The sequence below is a fragment of the Frankia sp. AiPa1 genome (assembly GCF_023243075.1).
Classification (GTDB): Bacteria; Actinomycetota; Actinomycetes; order Frankiales; family Frankiaceae; genus Frankia.
This window is the reverse complement of record NZ_JALKFZ020000108.1, coordinates 1-13,962: the sequence shown is the minus strand read 5'-3', so window position 1 is coordinate 13,962 and position 13,962 is coordinate 1. Positions and strand designations below refer to the sequence as shown.

Here is a 13,962-nt window from a genome sequence, read left to right as displayed (position 1 = left end):
TGGTTACCCTGGAAGCCCTGCGGGCCCTGCCGACCCTGCGGGCCTGGCCGACCTGGGTAACCCTGCTTGCCCTGGAAACCCTGGTTACCCTGGAAACCCTGGTTGCCTTGGAAACCCTGGTTACCCTGGAAGCCCTGCGGACCCTGTGAGCCCTGCGGACCCTGCGGGCCCTGCCGACCCTGCGGGCCTGGCCGACCTGGGTAACCCTGCTTGCCCTGGAAGCCCTGGTTACCCTGGAAACCCTGGTTGCCTTGGAAACCCTGGTTACCCTGGAAGCCCTGCGGGCCCTGCCGACCCTGCGGGCCTGGCCGACCTGGGTAACCCTGCTTGCCCTGGAAACCCTGCGGACCCTGAGCACCCTGCGCGCCCTGAGCACCCTGCCGACCCTGCGGACCCTGCCGACCTGGGTAACCCTGCTTGCCCTGGAAACCCTGCGGACCCTGAGCACCCTGCGCGCCCTGCGGGCCCTGCCGACCCGGCCGACCCGGCCGACCTGGGTAACCCTGCTTGCCCTGGAAACCCTGCGGACCCTGGGCACCCTGAGCGCCCTGAGCGCCCTGAGCGCCCTGAGCGCCCTGCGGACCCTGCGGACCCTGCGGACCCCGGTAACCCCGCGGGCCCCGTGGACCCTCCTTGTCGCCGAAATCGATGTTCAGCGGCTGACGCTCGAATCCGGCTGACACCCCGTTCGGCCCGGGAACCGAGGTGACCGTCGCGGCCTCGGCAGCGGCCACCTGCCCGAGAACCATGGGCATGACCATCGCGGCGGTCGCGGACGCCATAAAGGCCGTCCGAACCAGTTTACTGTTGAGAGACGCACTATTCATTCGCTGCCTCCAGATTGTGAGAAAGTGGCACGTAGGGAGCGCGGTAACCGCACCGGCGCCACGCTGCGATGTCTACTGAGACCCGCAAAAGGACCGCAGCCCGCTGGAATCGCCATCGAGCCGGACGACAGGATCATGGTTTCCGTTACCGCCAACGATGGGAGTCATCGTGGCCATACGGACGTCCCAGGAGAATTCCACGGGCGTGCTGGATCGTCCCGCGGCACCTCCGAAATCGGCCGGAATCTTCAGCGGCCAGGCCGCCGTCCGGGTACCGCTATCGATACCAGAGGTGAAGATCGCTGATTGAGCAACACGCCGGCCCGGATTTCGAGCTCCGGACAACGCCGCCGCAGAGAACAAGCGGGCTATTTCACGCCTGTCCTGGATTCCGGGACGGCCAAAGAGATCCCGGGCCTGGCTCTGGATGCGCGCCACGCCATGGGCCCAGGGGGCACGCGCCAGGGGCAAAAGGTGGACATACGGGAACGGGGACATTCCTGCCCCCCGTGGCCTCACTTCGATGCCCACCGCGCTCGAAACCCAACAATGCCCGGGGCATCGGAATGTGAACATTCATCGCACGGCGCATGCGCCCTGAACAGGCGTCCGAAAATGCGGCTTCGCAATAGCGGGTGATGTCATGGGCGCGCGAATAGTGCGCAGGCAACAGATCATGCCGCGGTCCGCGTTGTGGTACGTGGCGCGCACCAGACGCGCACCAGACGCGCGCGGCGGAGGTTACGAGGTGAAAAGCGCTGCCGCGACGAACGGCTGCTTCCAGGTCATCCCGGGCACTACACGGGTGTGACCACGCGTGCCCGCGGTCCGATCCAGGGGCATGCCGTGGAGCGGACGGCCAACGCATCCGAACCGCACGCCGGCCGCCGTGCGCCGGGTACGCGCACGGCGGCCGGCTCGGCGACCTACCTGGCCGGCTCCGTACCGGCCGCCGCCCCCGGGAGCGGGCCACGGCCGGCGGTCTGCTCCCGGACGGCCGGCAGGACGTCGCGGGCCAGCAGCTCCAGCTCCCGGACGGTGGGCACGGCGAGCAGAAGCGCGGTGAAACCGACCCTGACGATGTCCACCAGGTGCCCGATCACCTCGGGGACGTCCCCGCTCACGACGCCGGAGCTCGCCGGCAGCCGGGCCCCCACCCGCACGATCACGTTGGTCGCGCAGACGATCGACGCGGGATCGCGGCCCGCCCGGGCGGCGGCGTCCAGCACGGCGGCCCGCATCTGGGCGGCCTTCCCGAGACCGACCCGGCCGATGGACGGCAGCCAGCCGTCGGCGAGCTCGCCGGTGAGCGCCAGTGCCTGCGGCCCATACGATCCGAGCCAGATCGGGATCTGGTGGTCGGACTTCGGGTCGATCTGGGCGGCGTTCACCGAGAACTCCTGCCCGTGCAGGGTGGTCGGCTTGCCCGACCACAGGCCGCGCAGAATCGCGATGGCTTCCCGCTGCCCTTGGATCTTCTGGCCGCCGGTGCGTGCCGGCAGCCCGAAGGCGTGGAACTCCTCGTCGTATCCCCCGCCGCCGAGGCCGAGCACAAACCGGCCGCCGGAGAGCCGGTCGAGGGTCTCAGCCGTCTTCGCGAGCACGGCCGGCGCCCGGTACGGCAGGGCCAGCACGTTCGTGACCAGCTCGATCCGGCGGGTCTGGCCGGCCAGCCAGCTCAGGGTGGTCAGCGGCTCGACGGTGGGCCGCGTGCTGTGCAGGTGGTCGCTGAGGCTGAACACCTCGTAGCCGAGCTCGTCGGCGCCCTGGGCGAGGTCGAGGAGCTCGGCCGCGGACAGCCCGGCGACCGCGCCGCCCGCGCCGAAGACCAGCCGCGAGCCGGACAGCGCGCTCATCGCGCCACCGCCCCGCCGGTAGCGACCTCGCGCGAGGAGTCCGCGGACCAGGCCGACCACGACCCGGGATACAGCGCGGTGTTCGTGACGCCCAGCAGTTCCAGGGTCAGCAGATCATGGCAGGCGGTGACGCCGCTTCCGCAGTACACGACCACCTCGGACTCCTGGTCGACCCCGAGCTCCTGGTAACGCTCGCGCAGCTGCGCGGCCGGGGCGAAGCCGCCGGCGGCGGTGAGGTTCGCCGCCCAGGCGGCGTTGCGCGCTCCGGGGACGTGGCCGGACCGGATGTCGGAGGGCAGGATCTCGGCGCCGCTGAACCGCCCGGGGGCCCGGGCGTCGAGCACCACGGCCGGCCCGGCGGCGGCCTGTTCGACCTGGTCGGCGGTGCGGAACCGCTCGGCGGGCCAGTCCAGCACCGGCCGGTCCACCGCGACCGGCCGCACGGGCCCGGTCGCAAGCGGCCTGGACCGCGGTGCCCCGGTCCAGGCCGCGAGCCCGCCGTCGAGCAGCGCGGCCGACTGGCCGAGGATGCGCAGCAGCCAGACCAGCCGGGCCGCGTAGCCGCCGCCCGCGTCGTCGTACGCGACGACGGTCGCGGCGGCGGAGACGCCGAGCGCGCCCAGGGCCCGCGCGAACGCGGCGGGCTCCGGCAACGGGTGGCGTCCGGCCCGCGGGTCGGGCGGCGCCGACAGGTCGGTGTCGACGTCGACCCAGACCGCGCCGGGCAGGTGCCCGGCCAGGAACGCCTCGTACCCGCTGCGGCCGTCGAGGTACCAGCGGACGTCGGCCAGCACCACCGCGTCGCGGTGCTCGACGAGCCAGTCGACGCCGACCACCGGGGGCAGCTGTGGCGGGGGCAGGGAGGTAGGTGAACTCACCGGGAGTCCTTTCGATGGACGTGGTCGGCCCGCAGGCGCAGCAGGACCCGCTCGCCCTCGGCCTCGCGCAGGATGGGGCTGCCGGTCCACTTGGTGAACGTCAGGCGGGCGAGCTCGATCGCGGGCGGCCCGGTCTCGGTGGCGACGACCCGGCCGCGGATCTCGATGTAGCGGCGCGGGTTGGCGTTGTCGTGCAGCAGGATGGTGGCCCGCGGGTCGGCGAGGATGTTGCGGTACTTCTGCCGGCTGGTCTGGGTGCCGACGAGGATGTGCCGCTCGTCGGCGTGGGGCCAGACGATGCTCGTCTGCGGCTGGCCGCCGGGCATCAGGGTGGTGAAGAAGCCGAGGTTCATCCCGGCGGCCAGGTCGCGCACGTCCAGGTCAAGCATGCGCCGTCGCCGTCGCCGTCGGCTCCTGCGCACTGCCGGATGCCGGCGCGGAACCTTCTGGCACCCGCGCCGTGCTGCCCGGGCCCGGGCCCACGCCGCCCGGCTCCGCACCGCCCGGCTCCGCACCGCCCGCCGTTTGGGTCCCGATGTCCGGCCCCCGCCCGAGCCCCGCGACCTGCGGCAGGACCTCGGCGGCGATCAGCTCCGTCGCCGCCTGGACCTCGGCCGCGGGGATGCCGCCGATGTCGATGGCGAGCAGATGCAGATCGTGGCCCCACAGCTCGTGCAGCCGGCCGAGCTTGTCGACGACCTCGGCGGGGCTGCCGCAGATCGCCGGCCCGTCCGCGCCGATGTAGGTGTCGAAGTCCGGCGGGCCGCCGGGCTTGCCGGGCGAGGGCACCCGGGCCGACAGGTAACTGGTGATGTACTGCGACCAGGTTGACCGGGCCGCCTGGGAGGTGGGAGCGACGAACACGTGGCTGGCCGCCCCCTGCCGCCCGGGCTGCTCGCCGCGGCCGGCCGCGGCCCATTCCCGGCGGTAGGCGGCGAACACGTCGACGAAGTCGACGGGCGGGCGCGCGGTGGTGCCCGCGACCAGAGGCAGACCGTGGTCGACCGCGAGCCGCACCGAGCCGGAACCGACCCCGGCGCTGATCCACAGCGGCGGGGTCGCCTGCGCGATCCGGGGCTGCACCCGCACGTCGTGCAGCGGCGGCCGGAACCGCCCCTGCCAGGTCACCCGCTCCTCGCTCCACAGCCGCAGCAGCAGCTCGACGCCCTCCCGCTTGCGGTCCGACCTCGTCTGCGGGTCCTGCCCGAACGCGGTCCACGGGTCGGGGAAGAAGGAGGCGCCGGCGACCAGTTCCAGCCGTCCGTCGGAAAGCAGGTCCACCAGTGCATAGTCCTCGGCCACCAGTACCGGGTCACGGTTCGCGAGCAGGGTCGTGCCCGTGGCGAGCCGAATGGTGCTGGTGTGCTCGGCGATCGCGGCGAGTACGACGGCTGGTGACGGAATGACATCGCGTTCGCCGAAATGGTGCTCGCCGACGGTGTACCAGGCGAAGCCGAACTCCTCGGCGTCCGCCGCCGCGCGCACGACGTCGCGCAGCCGCTGGCGCTGGGTGAGGGCGACACCGGTGCGGGGGTCCGGCAGCAGGCTGCCAAAACTGATCAGTCCGAGTTCCAAGGCCTCTCCCTCATCTGGCAGGTCCTGTGGTGGGTTCGTCCGCCGACGGCCCCGACGGCGCCGGTGCCGTCGGGGCCGTCGGGGCGTCCGAGGCCGCCTGGCGGGTGCGACGACGGCGGCCGGGTATCGCCTCGAGCAGGTTGCGGGTGTAGTCCTCGCGCGGCGCGGCGAACAGCCGCTGGGTGTCGGCGAGCTCGACGAGCCGTCCCTGGTGCAGCACCGCGACCTGGTCGGCGAGTTCCCGCACGACGGCGAGGTCGTGCGAGACGAACAGGTAGGTGAGCCCGTGGGACTCGCGCAGCGCCACCAGCAGCGACAGGATCTGGGCCTGCACGGTGACGTCGAGCGCGGAGACCGGCTCGTCGCAGACCAGCAGCCGCGGGGTGAGGGCGAGCGCCCGCGCGATGGCGACGCGCTGACGCTGCCCGCCGGAGAGCTCCGCCGCCCGGCGCCGCGCGCTGTCCGCCGGCAGGGCGACGCTGTCCAGCAGCTCGGCGACCCGTTGCCGGCGCTCGGTCCGCTCGAGGATTCCGTAGTTGCGCAGCGGCTCGGTGACGATCTCCTCGACCGTGAACCGCGGATTCAGCGAGCTGAACGGATTCTGATAGATCATCTGAACGTCTCGGTGCAGTGCCCGCAGCCGGGCACCGGACGCCCCGGTGATGTCCTCCCCGTCGATGCGCACCGTGCCCGCGGTCGGCCGGACGAGACCGACGACCATGCGGGCGATGCTGCTCTTGCCCGAGCCCGACTCGCCGACCAGGCCGAGCGTGGCCCCGGGCGCGAGGGCGAAGCTGACGTCGGCCACCGCCGGTGGCCGCTCGCGCCAGGCAGGTCCATGGCCCGGGTACACCAGCCGCAGCCCCTCGACCGCCAGCAGTGGGGTGTTCGCCGCCGGCCCGTCGCCATCGGCGCGGGCGCTCGGCGCCTTCGGTACGGCGCGGGCCGGCGGGCCCCCGGCACGGCCGGGAACATCCGTTCGGCCGGGAACGTCCGCACGGCCGGGAACGTCTGTGCGACCGGGGACGTCGGAGAGCAGTTGGCGGGTGTACTGCGCGGACGGCTGCGTGAACACCTTCTCGACCGGGCCGGTCTCGACGACCCGGCCGTCCGACATCACCACGACATGGTCCGCACGGTCCCCCACGATCAGCAGGTCATGGGTGACGAGCAGGATCGTCGTCCGGCCGGCGGTGACCAGCGAGTCCAGGTGGTCAAGGATGCGGCGCTGCACGGTGACGTCGAGAGCGGAGGTGGGCTCGTCCGCCACCAGCAGAGCCGGGCGCGCGGCGGTGGCCATGGCGATCAGCACGCGCTGGCGCAGTCCGCCGGACAGCTCGTGCGGGTACTGCCGGGCGCGGGCGGCGGCGTCGGGAATGCCGGCCTCGGTGAGCAGCCGGACCGCCAGCTCCCGGGCCGCGGCCCGGGGCACCCGCTGATGGGCCCGCAGCACGTCGGTGACGTGGCGGCCGATCGTGCTCACCGGGTCGAGGCTCACCCCGGGGTCCTGCGGGACCAGGCCGACGTGGGTGCCGCGCACCTCGCGCCAGACCCGTTCGGAGGCTCCGACCAGTTCACGCCCCCCGAGCCGGATGCTGCCGGACTCGACCCGCCCGCCCTGCGGGAGCAGGCCGACCAGGGCATGCGCGAGCGTGGTCTTGCCGGAGCCCGACTCCCCGACGACCGCGGTGACCGCCCCCGCGGGCACGTCCAGGTCCACGCCGTGCAGGGCCACCGCACGGCCGTGCTCGCCACGGTAGGTGACCCGCAGCCCCCGCACCCGCAGCAGGCTGGAACCGGCATCGGTGTCCCCGGCGCGGGAGGCACCCGGCGGCCGCGGGCCGGACGAGCCAGCGATGATCATGACCGCCCCCGATCGCTCTCCCGGACCCGGGACAACCGGTTCGCCGCCAGTACCACCACGGCGACGGTGAGCCCCGGCATCGCCGTGAGCCACCAGGCCGTGGCCAGGTAGTTCCGACCGCCGGCCACCAGGGCTCCCCACTCGGGCGCGGGCGGCGGCGGGCCGTATCCCAGGAAACTCAGGGACGACACCGCGAGCACGACCAGGCCGAAGTCGAGCGCGGCGAGAGCCAGGACCGGCCCGACCGAGGCGGGCGCGACGTACCGGGTGAGGATGCGCCACCAGCGGGCGCCGCACAGGGCTGCGGCCTCGACGAACGGGGCGGTGCGCACCCGCAGCACCTCGGCCCGGGTCAGCCGGGCGAAACTCGCCACGCTGGTGAGCGCGACCGCGATGGCGACCTTCACCGCGCCGAACCCCAGCGCGCTGATGATCAGCAGTGACAGCAGGACGGGCGGGATGGACAGCGTGACGTCCACGACGCGCATGATCACCGTGTCCACCCAGCGGCCGAGGTAGCCGGCGAGCAACCCGAGCAGCACGCCGGCTCCGAGGGCGACACCGGTCGCGCCGAGCGCGGTCCGCAGGGACAGCGACGCGCCGTGCACCACCCGGGCGTACATGTCCCGGCCCAGCTGGTCGGTGCCGAACAGATGGGCCCCGCTCGGTGCCTGGAGCCGGCTCGCCTGGTCGCCGGTGTTCGGCGACTGGTGGGAGAACCAGCCCGGGACGAGCATCCAGCCCAGCACCACCAGCAGCGCGAGCACGGACAGCGCGACTCCGGGATGCGCGGCCGTGTACCGGCCCGCGCGGCGGGCGAGCAGGCGCACGGAACCGGCCGAGCTGACGGAACCGGCCGAGCTGACAGAACCGGCCGAGCTGACAGAACCGGCTGAGCTGGCGGAACCGGCCGAGTTGGCGGAACTCGCGCGGAGGCCAGGCTGGCTCATCCCGCCACCCCCACCGCGGCCGGCCCGCCACGCAGGCGTGGGTCCAACACCGGGTAGAGCAGGTCGACCACCAGGTTCGTCGCCGCGAACCCGATCGCCGCCACCACCACGACACCCTGCACGACCGGCAGGTCCTGCGCGCCGACCGCCGCCTGTGTGATCAGGCCCATACCGGGCCGGGAGAAGACCGTCTCCACCACGACCGCTCCTCCGATCAGGTTGCCGACCAGCAGGCCCAGCACGGTCAGCGCCGGCAGCGCGGCGCCGCGCAGCCCGTGGGCGACCAGCAGCCGGCCGGGCGCGAGCCCCGCCGCGCGCAGCGTGTCCGCCCACGGGCGGTGCAGGCTGTCGTGCAGGCTGCGCCCGACCACCTGGGCCATCAGGGCGGCGCCAGGCAGCGCGAGCGTGCAGGCCGGCAGGACCAGCTGGCGGGGCCCGCTGCCGTCGAGGGTGGGAAAGACGTGCCAGCGAAACGACAACAGCTGCAGCAGCATCAGGCCGACCCAGAACGACGGCAGCGAGATGCCGGCCGCCGGCAGCGAGCGCAGCGCCTGGCGCAGGAACGGCAGCGGCGCGAGGTTGGCCAGCAGGCCGACCGCCGTGCCGACGACGAGGGCGAGCACCAGTGCGGCCGCCCCCAGGCGCAGGGTCGAGGGCAACGCCTCACTGATCATCGACGACACCGGCCGGCCGGTCTGGATCGACGCGCCGAAGTCGCCGTGGGTCGCGTCGGCCAGGGCGCGCAGGTACTGCACGACCAGCGGGTGGTCGTAACCGAGACGGGACCTGGCCTCGGCGATCTGCTCGGCGGTCGGGGTGGAGAAGCCGTTGCTGCCCGTCAGCATCAGGGCCACCGGGTCGCCCGGCAGCAGCCGGACCGTCAGGAACGTGACGGTGAACGCCGCCCACACCACGGCCACCGCCTGCGCGATCCGCCGGGCGAGGGCGGCCTGCCGGCCGACCGCGATCCGACGGACGGCCGCCATCCGACGGGCGGCCGCCATCCGACGCACCGCCGGGGCAGCGCCCGGTCCGGCCTCGTGCTCAGCCAAGCCACGCCTCGTGCAGGTCGAGCTGCGTCGACGCGGTCAGGAGCAGGCCGTGGACCTTGGTGGACACCCCGTGCACGACCGCGTTCTCGTACAGCGGCACCGTGTCGGCGTGGTCGAGGATCCAGGTGACGGCGGCGGTCACCGCGTGCTGGCGGTCCGCCTGGTTGGTCGCGGTGACCTCCTGCTCGAGGTAGGTGTCCAGCACGCTGGGCGTGAGGTGCCACAGGTTCGAGCCCTTGGTGGAGAAGATGTTGCGCAGCACGTCGGGGTCCGCCCGGGTGACGCCGACCGCGGTGATGTCGAACTCGCCGGCGTTCTGCTTCGAGACGTACTGCGCGGGCGGCACGGCCTGCAGCCTGACGTCGACCCCGATGGTGCGCAGCTGCTGCTGTACCGCCTCGTCCGCGGGCGGCATCGGCGCCGGGATCAGCCAGGTGAGCGCGAGCGACTTGCCGTCCTTCACCCGGATGCCGTCCTTGCCCGGCGCCCAGCCGGCCTCGGTGAGCAGCTTCTCGGACCCGGCGCGGTCGAAGCCCAGCTTGTCCTTCTGGTTCACGTACAGCGGCGTGGTCGAGGACAGGACGCTCGTCGCGGGCTTGTACGACGCGTTGAAGACCGTCGACACCAGCGCGCTACGGTCGATGCCCTTGAGCAGGGCCTGGCGGACCCGTTCGTCGGCGAGGATGCCCCTGTGGTTCAGCGACAGCGGTGGCACGAGGCCCGGTGCGGACATCCGCAGCAGGCTGGCCGAACCCCCGTCGAACTGGTCCTGGTCGCTGGGCTGGATGTTCTCCCCGATCTGCGCCTGACCGGACGAGAGTGAACCCGTGCGCGCACCGTCCTCGGAGACGAAGGTGAAGTCCACCTCGTCGAGGTGCGCGGTGCCGGTGTTGACCGCCCGCGCCGACGCCCAGGCGTACCCCGCGCGCCGGGCGATCGTGACGCCGCGGTTCGGGGTGTAGGACTTCAGCACGAATGGCCCGGAGCCCACGTACTGCCCGCGGCAGCGGTCGGCCAGCGGCCGGCTCGCGGTGGCCACCGACAGGATGCCGAACCCGGTCGTCGAGGTCGCCTGCAGGAACTGCGAGTTCGGCTGGCTGAAACCGACCGTGACGTGGGTGGCGTCCGTGACCGTGGTGCCGGTGTAACCCTTGATGTAGGCGGGCGCACCGTTGGGCGGCAGCTTCGAGAGGCGGTCGAACGTCGCCTTCACCGCCTGGCCGTCCACCGGACTGCCGTCGCTGAAGGTCGCCCCGGTCCGCAGCACGAAGGTGAACTGCTTGGCGTCGGGGCTGATGGTCCAGGACTTCGCCAGCCACGGCACGATCGCGCCGGTCTTCGGGTCCTGGTCGGTCAGCGAGTCCACGAGGCCACGCGCGACGTCCAGCGTCTGCAGCTGGCCGGTCTGCTGGGGATCCAGGCAGCCCGGGTCGGCGTCGGCCGCGATCCGCAGGATCCCCCCGGCGCGCGCGCTGCCGGAGCCGGTGGCCCCGGCAGCGCCGGATCCCCCGGACGACGAGCTGCCACAGGAGGTCAGCGCCACCGTCAGGGCCGTGATCGCAGCGGCCGCGGCCGGGACGGTCAGGCGGGCCCTGACCGTCCATCGGGCCGGGCGAAGGCGCGCGGGCATAGAACTCCTCTATGTCTACCGGGAGAATGAAGAAACGCCCGCAAGCCACGGGAGGGGACCACGGCGGGAGGGCGGTGGAGCGCGACGCTAGATCGCTGCCGGACAGAGCCCGGCGGCGAGCCGCCCGTGGTCGAGGTGACGACGCGCGACCAGCGGGACGGGCCAGCGCGACCGCCTCATCCCCACCCCCGGCCCGTCGCCGCGGGCCTCGCCCGGACAGCAGCATGACAGCGGTCAGTTAGTTAGTACTACCGACCTTTAGGAACACAAATCAAGATAGGAGGTAGTCCGCACTGTCGTCAATACCAACTACACAGGTGGAGATGGGTGTGACACGGCGTTTCCAGGCCATCGGGCGAGCGGCCGCGGGGATGCGGCGAGACGAAGGGGCACGGCGAGACGAAGGATTGTCACGGTCGGTCACCTCGACCGGACCGCCGGTGGCGGGCGGGGGTGCCACGGCGTCCGGGTCGCGACACCTCTACCTCGCAAAACGTCGGACAGTGCACAATTCGGGTAGGGACGCATGTCTCGTCCCGCTTCCCCGGAGGTACGCATGTTCCTGACGTCGTCCCGGCGGACGGTGGTCAACGCCCTCGCGATCCTGCTGTCCGCGAGCGCGCTCGTCGCCGGATGCTCCTCCGGCGGCGGCGCCGCGCCGGCATCGGCGGGGGCGGACGTCGGCGGGGCCCGGGCCGGGGCGACGGGCGTGCCCGCCCAGGCGATCGCCCGGACCACCTTCCCGGCGGTCACCACCCCGGGCACGATCGAGGTCGGCCTGGTCAGCCTGGCGCGGACGGGGCAGCTCGCCGTTCTCACCCTCTCCTGGTCACCCCATTACCAGCAGGACCCCGGCAGCGGGATCTCGTTGTACGACATGTTCGGGAGGACGTCGCCGTCGATCTCCCTCGTCGACGGGAAGAACCTCAAGCGCTATGTCGTCGTGGAGGACAGCCAGGGGCATGACCTCAGCCCTGACGTCGTCTACTTCAAGGTCGCGAACAACAGTTCAGGCCTCGCCTCGTACACCTTCGCGGCGCCGCCGGCCGGGGCACGTCTCGCCGTCTACGCCGACGCGCGCCCCCTGTTCACCGACGTCGCGGTGACCGGGTGAGACGGCTCGCCCCGGCCGGCGCGGCCACCGTGCTCGTCCTCGCCACGCTGGCCGCCGGCCGGGCCGCCACGCCGGCCCGGGCCGACGTCTCGCCGGCGCAGAACGCCGCGAAGGCCGTCCCGGCCGCCGCGATCGAACAGTCCGTCCGGTCGGTCGCGGCGGACGTGCGGTCGATCGACCTGTCGGACGCGGTCATCTCGCTGCGCAGCGAGACCAAGAACGGCACCTCGGTGGCCGTCAGCCTCAATGCCGACGTGCTGTTCGACTTCGGCTCGGCGACGCTGGCGTCGGCGGCGACCGCCGAGATCGACCGGATCGCCGGCGCCCTTCGCTCGGGCCCGGTCCGCGTGGACGGCTACACCGACAGCATCGGCGCCCAGGACGCCAACCAGACGCTGTCCCAGAACCGGGCGCAGGCGGTCGCGACGCGCCTGCGGGCGGCCGGCGCGCCCGCGGGCGTCACGGTCACGGCCACGGGCCACGGTGAGTCCGACCCCGTCGCGTCGAACACCCGCCCGGACGGCACCGACGATCCGGTCGGCCGGGCGAAGAACCGGCGCGTGACGATCATCTATCAGACGGGCTGACGGCGGCGCCGGCCGGAGCGGTGTTCTCGGCCCGTCGGGCGAGCAGCCGCAGCGCCGAGAGTGCCGTGAGGGCACTCAGGCCCGCGGCGACGAGCAGCGCGACGTGGTATCCGTGCACGGCCGCGGCCACCGCGGACCGCCCGTGGGTGTGCGAGGTCACCGAGGTGGCGATGGTGACCAGCACGGCCAGGCCCAGCGCCCCGCCGATCTGGCGGCCCATGTTGAGCAGCCCCGAGGCCAGACCCGCCTCGGACGGCGCGACGCCGCTGGTGGCGATGACGGTCACGGGCAGGACGACGAGGCTCATTCCGACGCCGGCGATGATCGTCGGCCCCAGCACGTGGGCGAGGTACTCCGGGCGCGAAGGCAGGAAGGACAGCCAGGCGAGCCCCGCCGCGGTGCACAGGGAGCCGAGCACCAGCAACGGGACCGGACGCAGCACCGGCATCAGCCGACGGGCGGCGAACGTGCCGGCGACCAGCACCAGGGTCCACGGCGCCAGGGAAAGGCCCGTGCGCAGCGGACTGTAGCCGAGCAGCTGCTGCTGATACACCGACAGGAAGAAGATCGTCGAGGTCATGAACGCCCCGAGCGCGGCGGTGATCAGATTGGCGAGCCGCAGGTTCGCGTGGCGGTAGATGCTCGGCGGGATCAGCGGCTGCGCCACCCGCACCTCGATCAGCGCGAAGGCGGCGAGCAGGACCGCGGCGGCGACCAGTGCGCCGACGACCTCCGCCGACCCCCAGCCGCTCTGGGTGGCTCGGGAGATGCCGAACACCAGCGCGGCGGTCGCGGCCGTGATGACGACCGCGCCGGGCACGTCGAGGCGACGGTCGCGCCCGCGGCTGGACGGGGCGAGCAGGCGGACGGTGGCGAGGTACAGCACGACGCCGATGGGAACGTTGACGAACAGCACCCACCGCCAGCTCAGGCCGTCGGTGAGCACACCGCCGAGGATCATCCCGGCCGCGCCGGCGCTGGACGCGGCGGCGCTCCAGACGCTGAGCGCCCGGGTGCGCGAGGTCGGATCAGGATGACTGGCGGTGATCAGGCTCAGGCTGGCCGGCGCCAGGGCCGCGGCGCCCAGCCCCTGCACCGCCCGGGCGGCCAGCAGCGTCGCGCCGTTGTCGGCGAGCCCACCGGCCAGGCTCGCCAGGCTGAACACCGCCAGGCCCAGCTGGAACACCAGGCGCCGGCCGAGCAGATCGCTGGCCCGGGCGGCCAGCAGCAGGAACCCGCCGAAGGTGACCAGATAGGCGGTGATCACCCACTGCTGTCCCGCGGCGGACAGGCCGAGCGCACGGCGCATGTCCGGCAGCGCGACGTTCACGATCGTGGTGTCGAGAACCACCATGAACTGCGCCGCGCACGCGATCGCTACCACCGCGCCCAGCGGGACGCCCGGCCGCGTCACCGTCTCCGCGGCGAGCGGCGCGGCGGTCGGCGCGGCGGTCGTCCCGGCGCTCACGTCGGGTCTCCCGGCCGGACGACGCAACGAGGCGTCGAGGCGAGCACAGGACAAGGAAAGGGAACCGTCGACAGCTTGGTAGGCACCACATACAGTAAGTACCACAAACCAAATGCGATGGCCATCCTCCCGGCCCCGGTAAGCTGGTCGTCAGACGACCG

Annotated in this window: 12 protein-coding genes; 3 read left to right on the top strand and 9 right to left on the bottom strand. The window is 72.9% G+C overall.

The features are described 5' to 3' along the window. Positions 1 to 251: 251 nt before the first annotated feature. The gene (locus MXD95_RS08810) at positions 252 to 680 is read left to right on the top strand and encodes a hypothetical protein (RefSeq protein ID WP_250640057.1); all 429 of its coding nucleotides are present in this window, start codon (positions 252 to 254) and stop codon (positions 678 to 680) included. A gap of 1,073 nt (positions 681 to 1,753) precedes the next feature. Here MXD95_RS08810 and MXD95_RS08805 read toward each other — a convergent pair. From MXD95_RS08805 to MXD95_RS08770, 8 genes are read right to left on the bottom strand one after another with little or no spacing between them, the layout of a single operon-like run. Next, the gene (locus MXD95_RS08805) at positions 1,754 to 2,683 is read right to left on the bottom strand and encodes an LLM class flavin-dependent oxidoreductase (RefSeq protein ID WP_250640056.1); all 930 of its coding nucleotides are present in this window, start codon (positions 2,681 to 2,683) and stop codon (positions 1,754 to 1,756) included. Then, complete coding sequence (locus MXD95_RS08800) at positions 2,680 to 3,561, bottom strand: sulfurtransferase (RefSeq protein WP_250640055.1); 882 nt, start codon at positions 3,559 to 3,561, stop codon at positions 2,680 to 2,682. The genes MXD95_RS08805 and MXD95_RS08800 overlap by 4 nt, the downstream gene beginning before the upstream one ends. Next, positions 3,558 to 3,950 (bottom strand): TIGR03618 family F420-dependent PPOX class oxidoreductase, encoded by a 393-nt coding sequence (locus tag MXD95_RS08795; RefSeq protein WP_250640054.1) that lies wholly within the window; start codon positions 3,948 to 3,950, stop codon positions 3,558 to 3,560. Before MXD95_RS08795 ends, MXD95_RS08800 begins: the two co-directional genes overlap by 4 nt. Beyond that, positions 3,943 to 5,136 carry an LLM class flavin-dependent oxidoreductase gene (locus tag MXD95_RS08790; RefSeq protein ID WP_250640053.1) on the bottom strand — a complete coding sequence of 398 codons (1,194 nt, stop codon included), beginning with the start codon at positions 5,134 to 5,136 and terminating at the stop codon, positions 3,943 to 3,945. Before MXD95_RS08790 ends, MXD95_RS08795 begins: the two co-directional genes overlap by 8 nt. A 10-nt stretch (positions 5,137 to 5,146) precedes the next feature. Further along, a complete protein-coding gene (locus MXD95_RS08785) occupies positions 5,147 to 7,000 on the bottom strand; it encodes a dipeptide ABC transporter ATP-binding protein (RefSeq protein ID WP_250640052.1) in 1,854 nt (617 codons plus the stop codon). Continuing rightward, the gene (locus MXD95_RS08780; protein ID WP_250640051.1) at positions 6,997 to 7,950 is read right to left on the bottom strand and encodes an ABC transporter permease; all 954 of its coding nucleotides are present in this window, start codon (positions 7,948 to 7,950) and stop codon (positions 6,997 to 6,999) included. The genes MXD95_RS08785 and MXD95_RS08780 overlap by 4 nt, the downstream gene beginning before the upstream one ends. Then, complete coding sequence (locus MXD95_RS08775) at positions 7,947 to 9,002, bottom strand: ABC transporter permease (protein WP_250640050.1); 1,056 nt, start codon at positions 9,000 to 9,002, stop codon at positions 7,947 to 7,949. Before MXD95_RS08775 ends, MXD95_RS08780 begins: the two co-directional genes overlap by 4 nt. Beyond that, on the bottom strand, positions 8,995 to 10,632 hold the full coding sequence (locus MXD95_RS08770) for an ABC transporter substrate-binding protein (protein WP_250640049.1): 1,638 nt from the start codon (positions 10,630 to 10,632) through the stop codon (positions 8,995 to 8,997). The genes MXD95_RS08775 and MXD95_RS08770 overlap by 8 nt, the downstream gene beginning before the upstream one ends. A 556-nt stretch (positions 10,633 to 11,188) precedes the next feature. On the opposite strand from MXD95_RS08770, the gene MXD95_RS08765 reads away from it, so the two are divergent. Together MXD95_RS08765 and MXD95_RS08760 are read left to right on the top strand one after the other, a co-directional pair. After that, positions 11,189 to 11,746 carry a hypothetical protein gene (locus MXD95_RS08765; protein WP_250640048.1) on the top strand — a complete coding sequence of 186 codons (558 nt, stop codon included), beginning with the start codon at positions 11,189 to 11,191 and terminating at the stop codon, positions 11,744 to 11,746. Beyond that, on the top strand, positions 11,743 to 12,333 hold the full coding sequence (locus MXD95_RS08760; RefSeq protein WP_250640047.1) for an OmpA family protein: 591 nt from the start codon (positions 11,743 to 11,745) through the stop codon (positions 12,331 to 12,333). Before MXD95_RS08765 ends, MXD95_RS08760 begins: the two co-directional genes overlap by 4 nt. On the opposite strand, the gene MXD95_RS08755 is transcribed toward MXD95_RS08760, so the two are convergent. Further along, positions 12,314 to 13,801, bottom strand: a complete 1,488-nt coding sequence (locus tag MXD95_RS08755; protein WP_250640046.1) for an MFS transporter — start codon at positions 13,799 to 13,801, stop codon at positions 12,314 to 12,316. The genes MXD95_RS08760 and MXD95_RS08755 overlap by 20 nt on opposite strands. Positions 13,802 to 13,962: the final 161 nt, after the last annotated feature.